Raw genomic sequence first — 20,524 nt, forward strand, 5'->3', positions numbered from 1 at the left:
TTGCAAGCCTAAAGCCTAAAAACTCTTTCAAGAATCAAACCGGATTTCTATAGCAATCTTCCCCTAGTCTCTAGCCCAGCGGAATAATGATCCTGAAAATATGCTTAGTGTCTTAGTATTTGTCACCTCAATAATAAACAAGGCAACTTTTATAAGAAGTAAAGATATTTGAAGTTACCCATGGTTAAAAGCCAGGGAATTATTGTTTCTCTGAGCGAACTTTAATGCACAAGGGTGTTAACTATTTCTGATACCAAATTACTAGGCATGAATGCACCATGTAGCTTAAACAAATGTACTCAGGGTTTATCCACAAGTATGCTGAAATAAACCATTTTGAGTTAGGTTTGGGATAGCGTCCTACTTTTTCCTTGAAAAAAATCACACTTGTTAGCGATCACAATTCTACAAACCCCTCATAATTCAGGTTTTTGTATTTTTTTACCACTAGCATTGCTTGAGATTGTTAATAATTGGGCAATACCGACGAATATCACTGGTAGCAGCGACTTATCTGTAGCTATTAAAAAATATGCTGAATACATATTCCTATGGAATGCAATAACTACGTAATTGCTTGCGGACTGTATTGCCACAAATAATTTTAGGGGCTTACGCCCTCCGAATTTCGGCAATCAAGAAAGGGTAAAATCCAGATTATTCACGAAATTCGGCACATTACCTCAGAAATTGATACATGTTGGACTTTGCAGACTACCTTTTCTCAGAAAATTAAGAAATGGAATTTTATTTCAGCAAGTAATATAGATTGGCGGAACCTGGAAACCATGTTTTAAGAAGAAAACCCCCTACAAAGATATTGAATCGCTAATAACAGGCAACCAGTTTTTATTCTTCGCTTTTGTTAGATGTCGTTGTAGCTTCTAAGCTATTAACGGCAAAACTAGTGTTCTGCGAGGATTTTAAAATATCCTCTTTCCATCCTGGATTGGCGAATTGGGGCAAAATTTCTCGACTGAATGCTTCTGCCGCTTTAGATCTGTAACGATTAGGATTGAAAATTAGCCATAGCGTCCGCTTGACGACAACACCTTCAATCGGAGTACAATGTAATACACCCATTTGCAGTTCTTTAGAAATAGCGCTTGTGGAGACAAATGCAGTTCCCAAACCTGACTGCACTGCATTTTTAATTGCCTCAATTGAATTGAGCTCCATTTCAATTTTTAACCTGCGAGTATCAATATCACCCCGTGTCAGTACTTGATCGATAACTTTGCGGATAGTTGATTGAGAATCTAGAGCAATGAACTGTAATTTGTATAAATCTTCTTTTTGGATTGTTTCCTGTTTGGCAAAAGGATGAAATGTGGGCAAAATTAGTGCCAATTCATCTTCTGAGTAGGGAACCATTTCCAATGATTCCATTAGTTCGGCAGGTACTTCACCACCAATGATTGCTAAATCTACCTGTCCGTTAGCAACACTCCAAGCGGTACGGCGAGTGGAATGAACGTGTAATTGGACCCCAACATCAGGATATTTCTGTCGAAATTGACCAATCATTCGCGGTAATAAGTAGGTGCCAGTGGTTTGAGAAGCACCTACTATGAGAGTACCACCTTGAAGATTTTGCAGGTCTTCGATCGCGCGGCAAGTTTCCTGACATAAACTGAGAATTTTTTCCCCATAGTTGAGAAGTAGATGTCCTGCTTCAGTCAGTTGTGCACGTCGTCCTCCACGGTCGAATAATGGGACATCCAATTGCCGTTCGAGGTTTTGTACTTGCAAACTTACTGCTGGTTGAGAGACGTAGAGGCTATCAGCTGCGCGCTTGAAGCTCCCTTCTACGGCGATCGCTTTGAGAATTCGTAACTGATCTAATGTAAATGGAAGGTCAGACATATGGCTTAACCCGCTTTTAAGAAAGGAGCGAAAAAGCAAAAAAGTTACGGCAAGTAATTTCTACTACCGCATGTTTTTTGCATCTTAAACTTGGAGATTTTACTCGAAAAAGACAGTAACACAACATCTTGAATAAAGTCCCCCCTTGAACACTTTGTGTTATTGTTTGTGCTGAATTAAATTGTCTTCAAATTACTTTACTTAAGTACATGTTTTTGCCAACTTGGTTAACACCCAGTCATTTTGTCATTTTGGGGATGCTTTTCGGTTTCGCAATTATCCATAGCGGGGGAGCAGCTTTACGTCATAAGGTAGAAAAGTATATTGGTGCAAGACTTTATCGCATCTTGTTTGCGTCCTTAAGTTTGCCATTGGCCCTCCTAATGATTGTTTACTTTTTTAATCACCGCTATGATGGCTTGCAATTATGGCAGGTCCAAGGTGTTGTGGGAGTAAAAGCAACGGTGTGGACACTTTCTGCTATTTCTTTTTTCTTTTTGTATCCTGCTACCTTCAATCTACTAGAAATTGCTGCCTTACAAAAACCCCAAGTACATCTCTACGAAACCGGAATTATCCGCATCACCCGCCATCCGCAAATGGTGGGTCAAGTAATTTGGTGCGTCGCCCACACTCTATGGTTAGGAACAACTTTTACAATTGTTACCTCAATTGGCTTAATATTGCACCACATCTTTGGAGTTTGGCATGGCGATCGTCGTTTAAAATATCGCTATGGGGACGCTTTTGAAAGCGTCAAACAACGGACTTCCGTTATCCCTTTTGCCGCAATTTTAGACGGTCGTCAATCTATCCAATGGCAGGAATTTATTTCTTTTGCCTATTTGGGAGTCACAATTTTTATTATTTTGTTATGGTGGTCTCATCCCCTTTTAATGAGGGTAACAAGTGAGATAAGATTATAGCTTTAGAAAACACCTATTAACGGCAGTAGTTAGTACTTAATTTCGTTGATACGGCAGTAGTTAATACTCATCTAGATGTTTACCAATCTAATCAATTACTACCAAATCAATGTAGGATCGATTGATATAGCTATCGGTGGGGGTTTGTTTTTCTAGATTAAAAATTAAATATTGGAAGTTATTCCTCAGTTGTTTATTAACTCAAGTACGGAATTCGGTAACATCACTCTGCTCAAATTTTTGCCTGCTATAAGGCTCAGATGTGTTAACCATTTCCCAAGCCACAACGAAAATTATCATGGGAATCTTGAAAACACTAGATTTACAAGGTGGTTAATTTGCAAGGTAATTAATTCACAAGGTGATTAATTTACAAGGCAATTTAGGAGCGAGTCCATACCATAATCAAACATTGCATCTACAAGCTAGCGAACGGGGAAACTTTCTTTTGCTGATAGCGATTTGATATGAAAAACCTATATTTTCAGAGGCATCATGGTGTTGTCGGTTAGCGAGCAAACATTTACCCAAGAAGTTTTAGAATCTGCGATTCCAGTTCTAGTTAATTTTGAAGCGCCTTGGTGTGGCTTATGTCGGATTATTCAACCTTTACTATTACAATTTAGAACTCAGTACAATGGTCAAATCAAATTGGTTCGGGTGAATGCTGATGAGAATTTTAAGTTATCTAATGCTTATAAACTCAAGTCATTGCCTACTCTATTGCTAATTGAAAATGGCATCGTTAAATACCGTTTAGAAAGTTTTCGTGCCAGAGAAGATTTACTTCTAGCTTTAGAGGTGATAAAAGATAGCTGTGCTCATAAATCATCCCAAACTTATATTGGCAATAAAGTGCCAGATTTAGAATATCGTTCTGCTTGAAATCGATCCTTGAAAGTCAAAAATTATTTTTTGTAGCTTTGGCGAATACTAAGAAAATTATTTTTCACGACGAAAAAAGTTAAGTAAACAGAAAATTTAAAGCATGCAGCACCAGGGTTTAAGCCAAGAAAGAAGCCAAGAATTAAGGCAAAATTTAAATTGTTAGCTCCTAACTATTGGCATAAAATTTAAAACCAAATTTAATTGCCCCACCTAATCGCAATTGGGTGGGGTACTTTATCCTAAAAAGTGTATGTCACAATGACAGACAGATCCAACAATTTAGTTAGCAGTTCTCAAAGTAGGCGTTAGTGATGGAAGTAATCTATCAGTATGCCTGGCTGATTCCAGTATTGCCATTACTAGGAGCAATGCTGGTCGGTCTAGGATTAATCTCGTTCAATCATGCTACAAACCGCCTACGGCAGCTAAACGCCGCGTTTATTATTTCCCTAATGGGAGCGGCGATGGTGCTGTCGTTGAGCTTGTTGTGGAGCCAAATCCAAGGACATGAGCCTTACATGTACAGTCTAGAATGGGCTGCAGCAGGTAATTTTCGCCTGAGCATGGGGTTCACTATTGACCATCTAAGCGCCCTGATGCTGGCGATCGTCACCACAGTAGCTTTCTTGGTGATGCTTTACACTGATGGCTACATGGCCCACGATCCTGGCTATGTCCGGTTTTATGCTTATCTGAGCTTGTTTGGCTCCTCAATGTTGGGTCTAGTAGTTAGCCCTAACCTCGTCCAGATTTATATTTTCTGGGAATTGGTGGGGATGTGTTCTTATTTGCTGGTCGGTTTTTGGTATGACCGCAAAGCGGCAGCAGACGCTTGCCAAAAAGCATTTGTCACTAACCGTGTTGGTGACTTTGGTCTGTTGTTAGGAATGTTGGGACTTTTTTGGGCAACAGGAAGTTTCGAGTTTGATGTAATTGGCGATCGCTTGGCGGAATTACTACAAACAGGAAGTATTAGTAATTTCCTTGCCGTCTTACTGGCGATTTTAGTTTTCTTGGGTCCCGTAGCCAAGTCAGCTCAATTTCCCCTACATGTGTGGCTACCGGACGCTATGGAAGGTCCTACACCCATTTCAGCATTGATTCATGCTGCAACGATGGTGGCTGCAGGGGTTTTCTTGGTAGCCCGAATGTACCCAATGTTTGAAAACGTTCCTGCAGCAATGAACGTAATTGCCTTTGTGGGAGCGTTCACTGCGTTTATGGGCGCTACAATCGCAATTACCCAAAATGATATTAAGAAGGGCTTGGCTTACTCCACCATCTCCCAGCTTGGTTATATGGTGATGGCAATGGGAGTAGGTGCCTACAGCGCAGGATTATTTCATTTGATGACCCACGCCTACTTCAAGGCGATGCTGTTCTTGGGCTCTGGTTCGGTGATTCATGGCATGGAAGGGGTTGTCGGTCACGACCCAGTTTTAGCGCAGGATATGCGACTAATGGGCAAACTGCGCAAATATATGCCTGTAACAGCAATTACTTTTTTGATCGGTTGTTTGGCAATTTCTGGTATTCCCCCCTTCGCGGGATTTTGGTCTAAGGACGAAATCCTCGGGGCGGCATTTCAAGCTAATCCGGTACTTTGGTTGATTGGTTGGTTAACTGCTGGAATCACTGCTTTCTATATGTTCAGAATGTACTTTATGACATTTGAAGGTAGTTTCCGTGGTAATGATAACGGCATTCGCCAACAACTCAAAAAAGCCGCTGATAATATTCTCCTCGTTGAATCAGAGACCGCGCCATTATTTGGTCCTGGAGCAATGAAACAAGGAGAACTTGAAGCAACGAATACTCATGATGTTCACAGTCATAATGACGAACCCCATGAGTCGCCATGGACAATGACTTTACCCTTGGCAATTTTGGCGGTTCCCTCAATCTCTATCGGTTTACTTGGTACGCCATTTGCTAATTACTTTGAGGAGTTTATTTTCTCCCCAAATGAAACTGTGGTTGAAGTCATGGAAAAGACTGCGGAGTTTGACCCCCATGAGTTTTATGTTATGGCTGGTGCTTCTGTAGCAATTTCAATCGTCGGTATTACCCTTGCTGCTTTAATGTACTTGGGTAAAAAGATTGACCCAGCAGGTATTGCTGCTAAAATCAAGCCACTTTATAATTTCTCCCTCAATAAGTGGTACTTTGACGATATTTATCATCAGGTATTTGTACTTGGTTTGCGTCGCTTAGCAAGACAAGTTATGGAAGTTGATTTCCGCGTTGTTGATGGCGCTGTGAATTTAACGGGCTTTTTCACTTTAGTAAGTGGTGAAGGTCTGAAGTACTTTGAAAATGGTCGGGCTCAATTTTACGCCTTAGTTGTGTTTGGAGCTGTTTTAGGCTTGGTGATTTTCTTTGGTGTAACTTAGGTTGGGGACTGGCGACTGGGGACTAGGGACTAGCGACTGGGAAAATTCTTGATTCCTAATCCCTAATTCCTAATCCCTATATGCCCTATATGCCACAAGGCGGCACGCAGTGCTATCGCCTATCACCTATCGCCTATCGCTAAACTGAAAATTATTTGGTGTATGGATGAAGACAGGGAGATTTTATTTACCAGTCTTCATCCTTCTTTATCTTTTGTTAAATCAAGCTGAGAATAAAGACCAAATTAAAAAAAAACTGCTAGTAAGTAGCTAGTAGCTAATAGCCGAACACTAATTAATAGCTAAATTTCGATGAATACAGCTAACTTCCCCTGGCTGACGACAATTATTTTGTTGCCAATAGCAGCCTCACTACTGATTCCTATCTTGCCTGATAAAGATGGTAAAGTTGTGCGTTGGTATGCTCTGATTGTCGGGCTAGTAGATTTTGCCCTAATTATTGGTGCTTTTTATACAGGATATGACTTTTCCAACCCTAACTTACAGTTAGTTGAAAGTTATCCTTGGGTACCACAATTAGACTTGAACTGGTCATTAGGGGCAGATGGCTTATCCATGCCCCTGATTATTTTGACTGGGTTTATTACTACCCTAGCGACTTTGGCTGCTTGGCCTGTAACCTTGAAGCCAAGGCTATTTTACTTTTTGCTTTTGGCAATGTACGGTGGACAAATTGCCGTATTTGCTGTCCAGGATATGCTGTTATTTTTCCTGGTCTGGGAATTAGAATTAATTCCGGTTTACCTGCTGCTAGCAATCTGGGGTGGTAAAAAGCGGCAATATGCAGCGACTAAATTTATTTTGTACACTGCAGGTGGTTCGCTGTTTATTTTGGTTGCAGCTTTGACGATGGCATTTTATGGTGATACCGTCACCTTCGATTTACAATCGCTGGCTGCCAAGAACTTAGCGCTGAACTTCCAATTATTCCTCTACGCTGCGCTTCTGATTGCTTACGCCGTCAAATTACCCATTATTCCTCTACATACTTGGCTTCCGGATGCACACGGTGAAGCTACAGCCCCAGTACACATGTTACTGGCTGGTATTTTGTTGAAAATGGGTGGTTATGCTTTGGTACGCATGAATGCCCAGATGTTGCCTGACGCCCATGCTTATTTTGCGCCAGTTCTAGTGATATTGGGGGTAGTTAATATTATTTATGCTGCTCTCACGTCCTTTGCCCAGCGTAACTTGAAGCGGAAAATTGCTTACTCTTCAATTTCCCACATGGGCTTTGTTACCATTGGTATTGCTTCCTTTACTGACTTGGGATTAAATGGGGCAATTTTACAGATGGTTTCCCATGGATTAATTGGAGCTAGTTTATTCTTCCTAGTGGGTGCGACTTACGACCGAACACATACCCTAATGCTGGATGAAATGGGTGGTGTCGGCAAAAAAATGGGTAAAATCTTTGCGATGTTTACAACTTGCTCGATGGCATCCTTGGCATTACCTGGGATGAGCGGTTTTGTTGCAGAGTTAATGGTATTTGTTGGTTTTGCCACTAGCGATGCTTATAATCCAACTTTCAAATTGATTGTAATTATCTTAATGGCAGTTGGGGTAATCTTAACTCCAATTTATTTGTTATCAATGCTGCGAGAAATTTTCTACGGTAAGGAAAACGAAGAGTTAATTTCCCAACAAAAATTAATTGATGCCGAACCTCGGGAAATATTTATCATCGCTTGCTTGCTAGTACCCATTATTGGTATTGGTTTGTATCCCAAAATTTTGACTCAGATTTATGATTCGACAACTGTTCAATTAACAGCACGTCTGCGAGATTCTGTGCCGACTTTAGCACAAGATAAGGTACCTGCTGTTTCCATTGCAGCACCGGAAATTGGGAATTAGAACGCGAAATTATTTTTAATTCGATTTAAGAGTGGGTTTTATACCCACTTTTTTTTGTGTTTATTTTTCCCGTGGGAATTTATTGCGAACGCTATTTAACTTTTAGAAGTGGTAATAAATTACAGAACATACTTACTATATTTGTTTATATCTACCAATAGGCGATCGCTTTGCGCATACCATCAGCATCTCACGCATAAGACAATTGGGGAACTATATTCATAACAGCAAAAATATAGGCAGCGATCGCGTCAACAACTTACTGATGAAGAATTACTTGATTTTATCGATTATCTTAAACTGCACCCAGACCATCTCAAATGCTAATTTAGTCATTGACTATGTTGTGAGTCAATCGTAAAATATCACCTTGTAAATTAACCTCCTTTGCTAGCAAAAACAAAAAGAGGTTTTGTTATGATTAGTTTACTGGTATCAAAATTTTGGTAAACCAACTAACTAATTTGCTAGATAAAAGTTGCATAAACCAATTAAAGACTGACTTGAAAGTAAGATTAACAAAAAAATATTCAGTTTTTTTGCTGTTTTTTGAGTATCAATATGTACTATTTAATGTAAAAGTTAATTTATCTATTCTCACCAAAAAACTTTATTGTTATCTGCTATATGAATTTAAAAATGAAAAAATTTCCGCTAAGTGTTTTAGCTCTAATTTTTTTGACCAATTTACTTTGTTTACAAAGTGCCAAAGGTATTGATAGTAGTAGTAATCTAACTGTTAACATCGCAGGTTTAAAAAGCCAGAAGGGAAAGATCTGTTTTAGTTTATTTGACAGTAATAAAGGTTTTCCTGGCGATAAGAAAAAAGCTTTAGAAGCAAAGTGTGTGAAAATCAAAGACACTTCCGTTCCATTTAACCTTGGTTCTGTGAAAGCAGGAAGTTATGCTGTTGCTATGTTTCACGATGTTAATGATGATGGAACTCTGAATCGTAATGTCCTTGGTATTCCCACAGAAGGCTTTGGGTTTTCCGGTAACCCACGAGTGATTACAGGTCCGCCCAAGTTTAACGAATCAGCAGTTATAGTTGCGGGTAGAAATACTAATATAGATATTCAATTTCAATATTTTTTAGGTCATTAGTACAGGGATTAGGGATTAGGGATTGGTGATTGGGGAATAAATACCAATTACCCATTACCAATTAGCGCATGCGACAACTTTTACGTTGACGGTCATGCTCTGGGTGTTGCCAGGAATAAGCAAAATGACTTACCCCCTTAATCTTAGACTCGAATGGACGTAAAGCTTGCATTTGCGATTCTAAGGAAGGTCTGTTTCTAATTCTTTTACCCCAATCACCGGCTAAAGCTGGAATTACTTTAGTTCCAGGTTGGGCGGTATTTAAAATTCGCTGTGCTTGTTTGACGATACAGTTAGTGGTACCGCAATTAGCATATAACATTGGATGCCATTCTAATGAACTGGGAAATCTATCCCAAGGTTGTAAGCGCGAGTCATAACCTCTACCAAGCCTTGTATTACCACCTGGGAAAAATACCACTCCTGCAGGTATTCCTTTTTGCTTGGCTGGATAAGAAGCTAAAGTTGCAAAATCAATAATACCTTGCATTGCATGGGCAACTGATAACTGCCACAGTTCCCATTGCAGTAGTGGTTGTCTTTCAGAAGCGCTGAGTAATGACTTTTCTCCTGAAGGTATACGACCTTGCCACATCGGTTCCCCTTCCTGGGGATGAATTCTATCTACTTGCTCTATATCGGCTGCACTAATATAACCTTTACTCAAAAAACGGCGAATTAAGTCTAGTCCCTTGGCATTTTCAGCCCTACCAAATAAAGCTTTTTGTGTTGCTTCGCTGTACAACCATAAATCTTGAACTTTAGTTGCAATGGAATTAGCTCCTGTTTGCCGAGGATAACGAATGTAGTCAAATAATATTCCATCTGGACGCCGGCGCATAACTTCTAAAACCATGCGATAGTAATCGCGCTTGGCGTCTAAATTATAAGGATCGATAAATAGTTGCGAACCATCGCTGATTACATCTAAACTACTCTGCCCCTTACCATTGCGAGCGATCGCCTTTTGTCGATTTTGAAGTTGACTATAGGTATAACCAAAATTGGTTGTGAACATCCATGCATAGACTTTTAAACCACGTTGTCGTCCTTTTTTGATTGCTTGTGCTAGTAGATCGACTTTTTCCTTACCTTTGTTCCGTACAACGGAAGGCCAAACAGTAGGATTATTAGAAGAGGGTAATAGTACCCGCCCATCATAAAAAGTTTCCAGATAAACTTTGTTATAGCCCTTGCTAACAATGTGATCCATTATCTGCTCAATTGCACCGGGTCTAGCGTCGCAGGGATATAAGCGCAGCCAAATAGCTTGAATTTGTGGCCAATTACGACGACGGCATTCTTGTAATTGTCGTGCGTGTTGCGTGAGTAATTGCTGATAGCGCTGTTTTGCTCCTTTACTACCTGTTAATGCTGACGCTAGAAGGTTTTCTTTTTGTTTAACAGCAGAATTAGAAAGCTGACAAAATTGTGATAGTTGGGCTTGTACTGGTTTGTTCTCCAACTGGGGAAAGAGCAGAGTTGTAGTAAAAAGTACGACATGTAAAGGTCGCATAAATAACATTGAGTTGACACGATTCAAAGAAAAATTGGACATACCTACTTTTCCGCAATTGAACAACAACCATCAACAGAAGTTAATAACTTCAGATGATATGAGATAGAAATTCTTATGGAATATGAATGGGCAAATCTAGATTTTAGTGACTCCTAAAATCTAACTTCTGTTGCCGTATTTCCTGAATAAAGTCCAATTACAACAAATTTTTATGTAATTTTCCAGTAACTTTTTTTCTTTTTTATAATGAGTAATATTACTGATAAGACAATAAATGTGATTTTAATATTCAATTAATTGAATACATCCAATTCAATTTAATGCATAATGCATTTTTTGCCAGATATTTTCTAGATTTAAGCTTCATCAGCCCACAGCAAAATAATGTGCATTAGGGCGGCGCTGCTTTACTAATTCTGTTAATTAACCTTCTCACCCCAAGTCATGCTCAAAAAAATTGAACTTTGCTTCAAAAAACAGAAATCTGTACAAAATTATTTTTTTGTACAGATACAAATATATTTTTTTGAAAAGTTTTAATTCCAGTGCTTGTCTTACCCCAACAAAATTAAATTGGTAAATTTTAGATTTAGGTTAATGACTAACGTTTTTAATGTACCTAGTTACCACGTCTTAGTGCTGACTCTACCCGTTTAAACTCTTGTTCAAGGCGAGTTTTTAATTTTTCTGGAACAGGGCGATTGGGATAAGAACTATAGTGTCCAGCAAGAGAGTTAAGAGCAGTTCGAATAGTAGTAAAAGAACTCAGAGAAGATACTGAGTTATCTCTTTGGTAGCGAGCGGCAAAATCATTAATCTTTTTCCGCGCTTCTGCCTGAATTTCAGCCTTATTTGCTGCATCATTTGGAATATTGATGGCATCTCTCAAAGTGTTGACTATAGCCAGAGTGTCTTGGCGATAATCTCCTGTTAAAGCACCAGGAGTATCATTGGCGGAGCACCCTGTTAAGCCAATACATACAACTAATACTAAAGCAAGCAGACGTGACAAATAGCGCTTCATAAACATCTTTAGTGAGTAAATACCTAATTATCGTCCATCCTATCCTGTATTTGTGTCTTATGGGGATTAGGGATTGGGGATTGGAAATTGGGGATTGGTGAATTAATAATTGGTTATTAATGTTTCTTGTTTATCTTTATTAGCTCTGACCTTTGGTCTTTCCTGAATTCTCTCATACAAGGTATCCCTTTGTTGATAAGGTCTTCCCAGGGAAGTAATTGCAGTTTGTAAAGTTTCTACCTCCATGCAGGTACCCCCTATTGCTCCTGCCATTGTGGTGATATGTTCTTCCATGAGAGTTCCACCAATGTCATTACAACCCCAAGTTAAGGCTTCCGTTGCTCCTTCTAAACCAAGTTTGACCCAACTGGGTTGATGGTTAATAATCCAATTTCCCAAGAAAATTCTAGATACAGCAGTTAGTAGTAATGTATCTGCTAACACTGGTTGATCTCTTCCCACACGGTTGCGTAACGCTCTAGGTGCTTCCTGCCCAACAAAGGGTAATAAAATAAACTCTGTGATTTTTCCGGGATAATTACGTTCGAGAGAAGTTTTTTGCAGCGATCGCAATTTTTCCATATGCATCATCTGCTGTTTTGGTGTCTCAACATGTCCGCAAAGCATAGTGCTAGTTGTGTTTAAGCCTAGCTTATGAGCAGTACTAATAATTTCTAACCAAGTGTTAGTATTAATTTTTTCCGGACAGATGATGTTGCGGATATCATCATCTAGTATTTCTGCTGCTGTTCCAGGCATCGAATCCACACCTGCTTCATGTAAAGCAGCTATCACTTCTGAATAGGATTGATTGTCGCTCCTGGCAATAAATTGTACTTCTTGGGGAGAAAAAGCGTGAAGGTGAAGTTGTGGAAATTTTTGCTTGATAGTTGCTACTAGGTGTAGATAATAAGGTAAAGTTTTTCCTTGGAGCTTAGCTTGGGGGTTTAGACCTCCTTGAATACAAATTTCTGTGGCATTTTTTCTTAGTGCTCCTTGGACTTTTGTTAAAATTTGGGCTTCATCCAACCAATAAGCGCCTTCTTTACCCTCATCTCGACGAAAAGCACAAAAACTACAATGCTGTTCACAGATGTTTGTAAAGTTGATATTACGGTTAATAACATAGGTTACTGTTTCACCAACCTGTTGTTGGCGAAGTTTATCTGCTGCTTCCCGTATTGCTTGGATGACTTTGGGTTCTGTCTGCTCTAATAATATAGTTCCTTGCTCCACAGACAGTTCATCACCTTTATAAACACTATCGAGGATGCTATCAACAATTTTGTTACTCACTGGAAATTCAGAATCCGCCTATCATTATTTATCTAAATTTTCGCAAAAAATAAACTTTATTGAGAGTTACTTACATTTTTTTATTCATATCATTTATGCAAGCTTTTCAATGAAGCTGGAGGGTTTGGGAGGAGCAACAACCCTAAAACTTTTCTGAGTAAAATAATTCGATCGGATGTAATTCCTAATTCAATTAAGGTTCTAGCTCCGCACACACGAGTGATGTGACCCAAAATTCAAAATTATTTATGAATTTCATCTCTTCTGAGTCTGTTTCTCCGGTATTTGAAGACAGTTTACGAATACCGAAATCACCTCCGGCTTTGATGGATGCTGCAAATAGCAATATTTACTTTTCCCTAGTCATTCCAACTTATCAAGAACGGGAAAATATTGCTTTAGCAATCGAAATGTTAAGTAGTTTACTCGATAGGTGTTTGACTGGGAACTACGAAATAATTGTGGTAGACGATAATAGCCCAGATAAAACATGGGAAATCGCAGAGAATTTGACTAAACAATATCCGCAATTACGGGTAATGCGTCGCGAAAAGGAACGCGGGCTTTCATCAGCAGTTATTCGGGGTTGGCAAGTATCTAAAGGCAGAATTTTAGGAGTAATAGATGGTGACTTACAACATCCACCAGAGGTGTTAATTGAACTCTTGGGTTTGATTAAACAAGGAGCTGATTTAGCTGTTGCTAGTCGTCATGTTGAAGGGGGAGGGGTTAGCAGTTGGAGTTTTATCAGGCGATTTTTATCCCGTGGGGCTCAAGTAATAGGGTTGATTTTATTACCCCATGTTTTAGGTCGAGTTTCAGATCCAATGAGCGGTTATTTTTTAGTTAAACGAACTAGTATCGCCGAACAAAACCTCAATCCGGTTGGATATAAGATTTTACTAGAAGTGCTTGCAAGGGGAAATATCGATTGTATTGCTGAAGCTGGCTATGTTTTTTGCGAACGGGAGCAGGGAGAAAGTAAGGTTACCTGGAAACAGTATGTAGAGTATATTCATCATTTAGTGAGGTTACGCTTATCAACAAAACGGATGAAAATTTTTCATCAAAGAATTCATTTCCCTTTTAATCGATTTATTCGATTTGGGTTAGTTGGTTTGAGTGGAGTATTTGTTGATATGGTATTGCTTTACTTACTCAGCGACCCAAGTACTCTAGGTTTACCTGTGACGTCCAGTAAAATATTTGCTGCAGAAATTGCAATTATCAATAATTTCTTATGGAATGATACCTGGACTTTTGCTGATGTTACTTACAAACAGCAGGAGTGGCGACAACGTCTCAAGCGTTTTCTTAAATTTAACACTATTTGCCTTGCTGGATTAGTCTTGAATGTTTTAATACTAAATCTGCTGTTGAATTTTGTTATTCCCTACCAATATAGGAATTATGTTTGGTTATTGAAAATATTTTTACCGGTAGATTTTGTAAAATCTGTGTTTGAGTTCCAGCATATTTTTACAATTCAAATTCGAGTCTTATACATGGCTAACTTAACTGCGATCGCAGTAACAACTATCTGGAACTTTTGGGTAAATTTCAAACTGAGTTGGCGGGTAACAGATGTGAAATAGATTACTTAATTCCTAAGTAGCTAATTATGATAAATATACATCTTGCTTAGAGTAAAAAAAGGAGTGGGAAAGTAAATTATTTTTTATTTTTTGTTTTTTATTTTCTGTGTATTCTTAAAATTTTCGTTTTTTGCCAAAAATACTTTCGATGATTTGAGTTACAGAAAATTTCCTGTTCAGAATTATTGGGGTTAATTAATATTTTAAAGACGCCACCATAATTCAAATCTTTGCGTAAAGTCTTTGCGATCGCGTGATAAGTAGTCCAGTCCGTGTTTCTTTTTTGTGACACAGTAATGACAGCTAAACTAAATTCTCGTTGGTTTCATATTTTACTACTGTTGATTTGGCTAGTCATCGGCATTAGTTTGCGTTTAATTAATTTGACAGCTAAGCCTCCTTGGACGGATGAATTTTCGACCTTGGTATTCAGCCTGGGAAATAGTTTTTTACCAGTACCTTTAGACCAAGCAATTTCTGCAGATATTTTGTTGAAACCACTACAACCACAAGCTACTGCTGGTTTTAAAGATGTCTGGATAAATTTGTTTACAGAAAGTAATCACCCACCTATTTATTTTCTCCTCACCCATTGGTGGTTGGGATTTTTTCCGACGCCAGGTGGTTTAGTTTCTGTTTGGGGAGCCCGTTCTTTAGCTGCAATTTTTGGCGCTATATCGGTAGGTGCGATTTATGGTTTAAGTTGGGTAGTATTTCGCGACCGAGTAGTAAGTCATGTTACTGCAGCATTTATGGCTGTTTCTCCCTATGGTGTCTTTCTCGCTCAAGAAGCGCGTCATTATACATTAGCGATTTTGTGGGTTATTGCTACATTTACTTTTTTGGTGGTTGCTGCACGTCACATCAATGAACATACTCAATTACCAATACAAGTAGCGTTGTTATGGATAGCAATTAATGCTTTGGGTATTGCTACTCATTATTTTTTTGTTCTAACTTTAATTGCTGAAGGAACTGCTTTAATTTTTTTGGCTATAAGAAATGGAAAAAAGCAAGGTACTTCTAAATATGAGACTCAAAATTATGAGACTCAAAATTATGAAACTCAAAATTATGAAACTCAAAATCTTGCTACCACAAAGTTTGCTACACAAAATTCTGAAACAAAAAAATCTGGAAAAAATCTAAGCGGACATTCCGAACAAGATTCCAGTCAAACTTTTGGATTTGGGTTTTTACTCCATGCTCCTTGGAGACGAATTTATTTAGTAGCTATAGGTACTGTAATTTCGGGTTTAGTTTGGTTACCAGTGTTTCTCCAAAATAGTTATGGTAATAAATTAACGGACTGGATCCAAGGAGAAAGAGCGGGACTAGCCTGGATTAGTCCAATTTTTCAAGCTTTAGCAGCTTGGATTACGATGATTGTTTTACTACCGGTTGAAGCGCCGCAATTAAGCTTGGTGATTGCTTCTGGATTTGTAATGTTATTTTTTTTGATTTGGACAATTCCAATTTTATTTAAAGGTCTAAAATTTAATTTAGAACAACCGCAAACCGAGTTAATGTCCAAAATATTTGTGGCGATAATTTTGGGAGCGGTTGGTTTATTCTTTATTTTTACTTACTTTTTAGGAATTGATTTAACAAGGGGTGCTCGTTATAACTTTGTTTACTTTCCGGCTGTTGTCATATTATTAGGAAGTATTTTAACCGTTTGTTGGCGCACTCCAATAGTTAAGTTTTGGCGTTGGAAAATTACTGGCAAACAAGCTGTAAGCATAATTTGGTTAGTAAGCCTACTTAGCAGCATTACTGTTATTTATAATTTAGGTTATCAAAAATATTACCGTCCAGATTTATTTGTCCAATTAATTCAAAACACTTCAAAATTACCAGTATTAATTGCAACTACCCAAAAAACCCACGTCCAAATTGGCGAAATGATTGGGGTAGCCAGAGAATTCAAAATTCAAAATACAACAGATAAACTTAAAGATTTTCAGTTTTTTGCTTCTCCCCGACCATCTGCACCCCCATCTCCATTATTTTTACTAGCGCACCAAGATGATGAGCCTGGTGCTTCCAGTATTGTTTTGGAAAATACCCTTAAAAGTCTACCTAGACCTTTTGATTTGTGGTTAGTAAACTTTTATGCACCAAAACGAGTTGGTAACTGCGTTCGAGTTGAGAGACGTTTACCCCAAATTAATGGTTATAACTACGAATTGTATCGGTGTGAATAGGGATTGGGGACTGGGATAGCAAGCAACCGTTAATAAAGTACGGTAAATTTGTAGAGACGCGACATGTCGCGTCTCTATCAGAATTGTTTGATAACTATTAAAAAACTTGTAAGCCAGCAATCGAACGTAAATTTTGACAGCGAATCAATTCAATGAAGTTCAAGGTAGAACGCCCTTCAATTTTTGCAACAGCTTCAATCGCCCCTAATAAATATTCTGCTGCTTCGACCTCGGAATATCCCCGACGTTGTGCGATGCGAATTGCTGCAGTATCAGCATTTATTTGTGATTCTTGGGAATTATTAACACTCCAGATGCGCAACAATGCAAGCGTGGATACACCACAAGCAGCAATCACACCTACAGCATCTTGTTGGCTAGATTCAAACAGTCCGCCTATTAACCCTGCAACTACCAAACCTTGATATAGTCCGGGTTTAAACCATCTAACTTCGGTCAGCCAACAAACAGTTTGCAGAAGTAACATATCCCGTTGTGGTTTCGTTAAACGACTCCACAAATCAAAGTTAATGTATATCGGTCGTTCTCCCCTCCAAGGTGGAGGAAAGGATACATCAATGACCTTTGCTTGTTCTGGCTTGGTGATAATTTTAGTATTCATCCTACCAGAAGCAGGCATCAATGCTGACAAACGGCGAATTTCTAGCTTTGGCTCCATAATATTAATTATCAGCCATAATCAGCATCAAAACTAGGTTTTTCGCTACATGGATGCATTCGCACCGACTCCACCGAAATGGACAAATAATGCTACTCATGCTTTTGAGTTCTGTTGTCCTACTTGCAACGCCACTAGCCGCGAGGCAGAAAAAGTATGGGTAAATAAACGTGCGCCAGTTTTTACACCAGATCATCGTCGTAAATGGCAGGAATTTTACCAGTGTCATTGTGGTTGTGTCTGGTGGGCTTGGAGTAGCGATCGCCCCCCGTCGGATTTGTCTTCCGAACGGGAAGAAAATTCTTAGATTCTTAAATAATTTAGGACTTAAAAAAACATCCCAATCGCTAATCCCCAATCCCCAATCCCCAACAAATAAAAAAGCCTGCGGTGAAGCAGGCTTTATATTTAGCCTCGCTCAAATAATCAGCGGAGGCTTATTCAAGATAATTTGAGAATTTCAAATCTTAGAGGTTCTAATCTGAGAAGCTCTAATGTTAGAACTTGAAGGTGGTACGAACGGTACCAACGTAAACTGTATCGTTGTTGTTGTTGTGCTCTGGATTGAAGATTACTAACAAGCCAGGAGTAACAGCGATTCTCTTGTTGAGCTTCATTTTGTAGAGAGCTTCTAAGTGGTAAGAAGTATCTGAATCTTCTTTACCTGCGATGTTGCTATCGGTAACTTTAGGAGGCTGACCGAAGATCAAACCTAAGGTGTTACCCTTAGCACCAAAGTCCTTAATACCTAGAGATGCTGCCCAGTAGTTGATATCTGATTGGTTGCTGTTACCAATTTCATTGACATCAGCAATACCGTACCAACCACTTAAGATGGTCTTCTTGTTTAGCTTGTAGCTAGCCATTAAGCTGTAGTGGTTAGTATTAGACTTACCAGAAACAGGTGTATTAGCGTTTGAGCTACCGGTGCTACCAATGTTGATTTTGCCGCTGGTGCTATCTTCGTAAGCACGAGCATAAGCAAAACCAACATTAAATTTTTTGCTGGGTGCGAAATCAACCTGACCGAAAAATGCATTATTTCCGCTGAAAGCACCATCAGCAGGATCGTTTTGGTTATCGGTGATATAAGCTGCAGTCAGGATGATGGGAGAGCGAGACTTCTTCTTCTTAGTACCGAAGTTAACGGTTACACCAGCATCGCCATTCGCAACTCGATAGATGGGGCTGAAACGACCGTAGCGGGAGATTGCACCACCACCACTGCTCTTGAATACAGGGTTGAACACGTTAGTGTTGTCCTGCATTTCAGCACCAGCAGCATCAACCTTGACGCGTACTCCTTTCGCTAAGTTGAAAGCGTAATTAATCTTATCGATTTCAACATTGTTGCCGTTTCCATCGCCATCTTTGGTGATACCATCAAAGCCCAAGCGAGCCATCTTGGTACCTGCGGTACCATCGAATTTAGGAGTATTACGAGCCTGTAAACGAACTTGTAATTTATCTTTACCGGTGAAGCTACTTTCTAACTTCAAACGAACGCGGTTAGATAAGATTACGTTATTATCGATTTCATCACCACTTCCATCAGCTTTCTGGTCGCCAAAAACACCAGAAGCTGCAAATATAGCTTCACCCTTTAATTTAGCAGTGGTGGAGAACTGCTTAGCTTCTAATTCTTCAGTACGGACTTCTAAACCATCAACACGACCGCGTAGGGTAGCTAATTCAGCAGAGAATTCATCTTGCAAACGCTCTAAAGTAGCCAAATCTTCTTTGGTTACTGCGTTAGCGGTTGCAGAAGCAATCAATTCGTTAACGCGATCCAAACAAGCATTTAAACCAGCAGCAAACTCATAACGAGTCATTGCACGGTTACCACGGAAGGTTCCGTTAGGATAACCAGCGATACAGCCATAGCGTTCAACTAAGGACTGTACAGCTTGGAAAGCCCAGTCAGTAGGCTGTACATCAGAAAACTGAGATACAGATGTTACTTGACCGATGCTGTTAGCTTCGTTGGACAATTGAGCTACGGTGGTTTGCTCAGCAACTGCGCTGTTAGCAGCGAAGAATGTTGCAGCTAAAACAACCGGACTCAACTTCAGAAGATTGAAGAATCCTTTTGTCATGTTATTAATCTCTCTCACACTAAATTTGCTCACACCTCGCGGTCGAATCATAGTAGAACTCCCTCATATATTTTTATTTCAGGGAATTTACTTAAGTTCGCCTGTCATAATTCTAGAAAAAATATGGCGGTTAACTTGTGTTATCCACCACATTTATTCAAGTATTTCCTACTATTTTTATTTGTTATAAACAGAATAATTTAAATTTTATTGATACATAATTTTTTGTTTAATTGATATTAATTTATTTCTAATTTTGTAGTGAATTGGTGTTAAGTAATACTATGTCTTAGTTATTGCTATATAATTACTTCACGTTAATTTTATTGATTTTATATGAAGCATATAGCAACTATATAAATGCAATTTTATATTTGATATTTCTACAATAGCTTACTTATTTATAATTAATTTGAACAATATTTTCTTGTTAAGTAAATAAGTAATTTATCCAAAGGATATATACTTAAAATTTTCTGCAAAATTAGGTATATTTACAATAATTTGTAGATGATTTTTATAGATATACAATGCACGTATTGTATGTTTATGAACTGCACTGACAACCTAAAAAAATGCTTAACTGAACCGTATAGAACTGTAACGTTAGTTTAGTTGGGGTTCGTTCAAGGTTCATAGACTGACTAGGTTAACGAAGTAATACCAATTTAGAAAAATAATGAGACAAATAAATTTTTGTAGAGCGATTGAGGAGGGGAAAACCCAACTCCTCCTCACCCGCTCTACAGATTAATCTGTTGCAATATAACGGTTTTCGGTTGAGTGTGGTACACCTCGTAGAGACGTATTAGCACAGCGTGACCGTAAGGTCATAATTTTACGTCTCTACATTTGGGAATTAGAAAATGTATTTGATTCAAATGAAAACCGCTATAATTTATTGAATTGGTATTACTTTTACTCTTGATGAGAAAATCTCTACCATTGTCCCGTACCCTTTTTCAGGTGTTAAATCCTAAAACCTGTGATTTGGCTTTTGACATTTGACTTGCGCATAGTGCTATAAGAGAGTATTTATTAAGCCAA

At 38.7% G+C, this 20,524-nt stretch carries 14 protein-coding genes; 8 read left to right on the forward strand and 6 right to left on the reverse strand.

Going from position 1 to position 20,524, the window contains the following annotated elements:
* Nucleotides 1–849: 849 nt before the first annotated feature.
* Nucleotides 850–1,866, reverse strand: coding sequence for a LysR family transcriptional regulator (locus QNJ50_RS22385; RefSeq protein ID WP_027841561.1), 1,017 nt, complete (start codon nt 1,864–1,866; stop codon nt 850–852).
* A gap of 209 nt (nt 1,867–2,075) precedes the next feature.
* Between QNJ50_RS22385 and QNJ50_RS22390 the strand changes: the two genes are divergently transcribed.
* From QNJ50_RS22390 to QNJ50_RS22410, 5 genes are all read left to right on the forward strand, one after another.
* Nucleotides 2,076–2,792: an NnrU family protein gene (locus QNJ50_RS22390; RefSeq protein WP_300639711.1), complete on the forward strand. Its 717-nt coding sequence runs from the start codon at nt 2,076–2,078 to the stop codon at nt 2,790–2,792.
* A 495-nt stretch (nt 2,793–3,287) separates the two neighbouring features.
* Nucleotides 3,288–3,677, forward strand: coding sequence for a thioredoxin domain-containing protein (locus QNJ50_RS22395; RefSeq protein WP_300639714.1), 390 nt, complete (start codon nt 3,288–3,290; stop codon nt 3,675–3,677).
* Nucleotides 3,678–3,991: 314 nt separating this feature from the next.
* On the forward strand, nt 3,992–6,073 hold the full coding sequence (locus QNJ50_RS22400) for an NAD(P)H-quinone oxidoreductase subunit 5 (RefSeq protein WP_300639717.1): 2,082 nt from the start codon (nt 3,992–3,994) through the stop codon (nt 6,071–6,073).
* Nucleotides 6,074–6,385: 312 nt separating this feature from the next.
* Nucleotides 6,386–7,957 (forward strand): NAD(P)H-quinone oxidoreductase subunit 4, encoded by a 1,572-nt coding sequence (locus QNJ50_RS22405; RefSeq protein WP_300639720.1) that lies wholly within the window; start codon nt 6,386–6,388, stop codon nt 7,955–7,957.
* A 639-nt stretch (nt 7,958–8,596) separates the two neighbouring features.
* A complete protein-coding gene (locus tag QNJ50_RS22410) occupies nt 8,597–9,061 on the forward strand; it encodes a DUF2141 domain-containing protein (RefSeq protein WP_300639723.1) in 465 nt (154 codons plus the stop codon).
* A 61-nt stretch (nt 9,062–9,122) separates the two neighbouring features.
* On the opposite strand, the gene QNJ50_RS22415 is transcribed toward QNJ50_RS22410, so the two are convergent.
* The 3 genes from QNJ50_RS22415 to cofH form a co-directional block, all read right to left on the reverse strand.
* Nucleotides 9,123–10,586 (reverse strand): family 10 glycosylhydrolase, encoded by a 1,464-nt coding sequence (locus QNJ50_RS22415; protein WP_300639754.1) that lies wholly within the window; start codon nt 10,584–10,586, stop codon nt 9,123–9,125.
* A 613-nt stretch (nt 10,587–11,199) separates the two neighbouring features.
* A complete protein-coding gene (psb27, locus tag QNJ50_RS22420) occupies nt 11,200–11,604 on the reverse strand; it encodes a photosystem II protein Psb27 (RefSeq protein ID WP_300639726.1) in 405 nt (134 codons plus the stop codon).
* Nucleotides 11,605–11,706: 102 nt separating this feature from the next.
* A complete protein-coding gene (gene cofH / locus QNJ50_RS22425; protein WP_300639729.1) occupies nt 11,707–12,900 on the reverse strand; it encodes a 7,8-didemethyl-8-hydroxy-5-deazariboflavin synthase subunit CofH in 1,194 nt (397 codons plus the stop codon).
* 248 nt (nt 12,901–13,148) lie between these two features.
* Between cofH and QNJ50_RS22430 the strand changes: the two genes are divergently transcribed.
* Both QNJ50_RS22430 and QNJ50_RS22435 read left to right on the forward strand, forming a co-directional pair.
* The gene (locus QNJ50_RS22430; protein ID WP_300639732.1) at nt 13,149–14,495 is read left to right on the forward strand and encodes a glycosyltransferase; all 1,347 of its coding nucleotides are present in this window, start codon (nt 13,149–13,151) and stop codon (nt 14,493–14,495) included.
* Nucleotides 14,496–14,791: 296 nt separating this feature from the next.
* Nucleotides 14,792–16,702, forward strand: coding sequence for a glycosyltransferase (locus tag QNJ50_RS22435; RefSeq protein WP_300639734.1), 1,911 nt, complete (start codon nt 14,792–14,794; stop codon nt 16,700–16,702).
* Between the two features lie 97 nt (nt 16,703–16,799).
* On the opposite strand, the gene QNJ50_RS22440 is transcribed toward QNJ50_RS22435, so the two are convergent.
* Nucleotides 16,800–17,381, reverse strand: coding sequence for a DUF3318 domain-containing protein (locus QNJ50_RS22440; protein WP_300639737.1), 582 nt, complete (start codon nt 17,379–17,381; stop codon nt 16,800–16,802).
* Between the two features lie 49 nt (nt 17,382–17,430).
* Here QNJ50_RS22440 and QNJ50_RS22445 point away from each other — a divergent pair, with 49 nt between their 5' ends.
* Nucleotides 17,431–17,688 carry a hypothetical protein gene (locus tag QNJ50_RS22445; RefSeq protein ID WP_300639740.1) on the forward strand — a complete coding sequence of 86 codons (258 nt, stop codon included), beginning with the start codon at nt 17,431–17,433 and terminating at the stop codon, nt 17,686–17,688.
* Between the two features lie 190 nt (nt 17,689–17,878).
* On the opposite strand, the gene QNJ50_RS22450 is transcribed toward QNJ50_RS22445, so the two are convergent.
* Nucleotides 17,879–19,477 carry an iron uptake porin gene (locus QNJ50_RS22450; protein WP_300639757.1) on the reverse strand — a complete coding sequence of 533 codons (1,599 nt, stop codon included), beginning with the start codon at nt 19,475–19,477 and terminating at the stop codon, nt 17,879–17,881.
* Nucleotides 19,478–20,524 lie beyond the last annotated feature (1,047 nt).

This window comes from Mastigocoleus sp. MO_188.B34 (genome assembly GCF_030065675.1).
Classification (GTDB): domain Bacteria; phylum Cyanobacteriota; class Cyanobacteriia; order Cyanobacteriales; family Nostocaceae; genus Mastigocoleus.

What these genes read in the sequence shown, in the direction of transcription:
- QNJ50_RS22385 (WP_027841561.1), bottom strand. Translation starts at nt 1,866, where the DNA reads ATGTCTGACCTTCCATTTACATTAGATCAGTTACGAATTCTCAAAGCG.
- QNJ50_RS22390 (WP_300639711.1), top strand. Translation starts at nt 2,076, where the DNA reads ATGTTTTTGCCAACTTGGTTAACACCCAGTCATTTTGTCATTTTGGGG.
- QNJ50_RS22395 (WP_300639714.1), top strand. Translation starts at nt 3,288, where the DNA reads ATGGTGTTGTCGGTTAGCGAGCAAACATTTACCCAAGAAGTTTTAGAA.
- QNJ50_RS22400 (WP_300639717.1), top strand. Translation starts at nt 3,992, where the DNA reads ATGGAAGTAATCTATCAGTATGCCTGGCTGATTCCAGTATTGCCATTA.
- QNJ50_RS22405 (WP_300639720.1), top strand. Translation starts at nt 6,386, where the DNA reads ATGAATACAGCTAACTTCCCCTGGCTGACGACAATTATTTTGTTGCCA.
- QNJ50_RS22410 (WP_300639723.1), top strand. Translation starts at nt 8,597, where the DNA reads ATGAAAAAATTTCCGCTAAGTGTTTTAGCTCTAATTTTTTTGACCAAT.
- QNJ50_RS22415 (WP_300639754.1), bottom strand. Translation starts at nt 10,586, where the DNA reads ATGTTATTTATGCGACCTTTACATGTCGTACTTTTTACTACAACTCTG.
- psb27 (WP_300639726.1), bottom strand. Translation starts at nt 11,604, where the DNA reads ATGAAGCGCTATTTGTCACGTCTGCTTGCTTTAGTATTAGTTGTATGT.
- QNJ50_RS22430 (WP_300639732.1), top strand. Translation starts at nt 13,149, where the DNA reads ATGAATTTCATCTCTTCTGAGTCTGTTTCTCCGGTATTTGAAGACAGT.
- QNJ50_RS22435 (WP_300639734.1), top strand. Translation starts at nt 14,792, where the DNA reads ATGACAGCTAAACTAAATTCTCGTTGGTTTCATATTTTACTACTGTTG.
- QNJ50_RS22440 (WP_300639737.1), bottom strand. Translation starts at nt 17,381, where the DNA reads ATGGAGCCAAAGCTAGAAATTCGCCGTTTGTCAGCATTGATGCCTGCT.
- QNJ50_RS22445 (WP_300639740.1), top strand. Translation starts at nt 17,431, where the DNA reads ATGGATGCATTCGCACCGACTCCACCGAAATGGACAAATAATGCTACT.
- QNJ50_RS22450 (WP_300639757.1), bottom strand. Translation starts at nt 19,477, where the DNA reads ATGACAAAAGGATTCTTCAATCTTCTGAAGTTGAGTCCGGTTGTTTTA.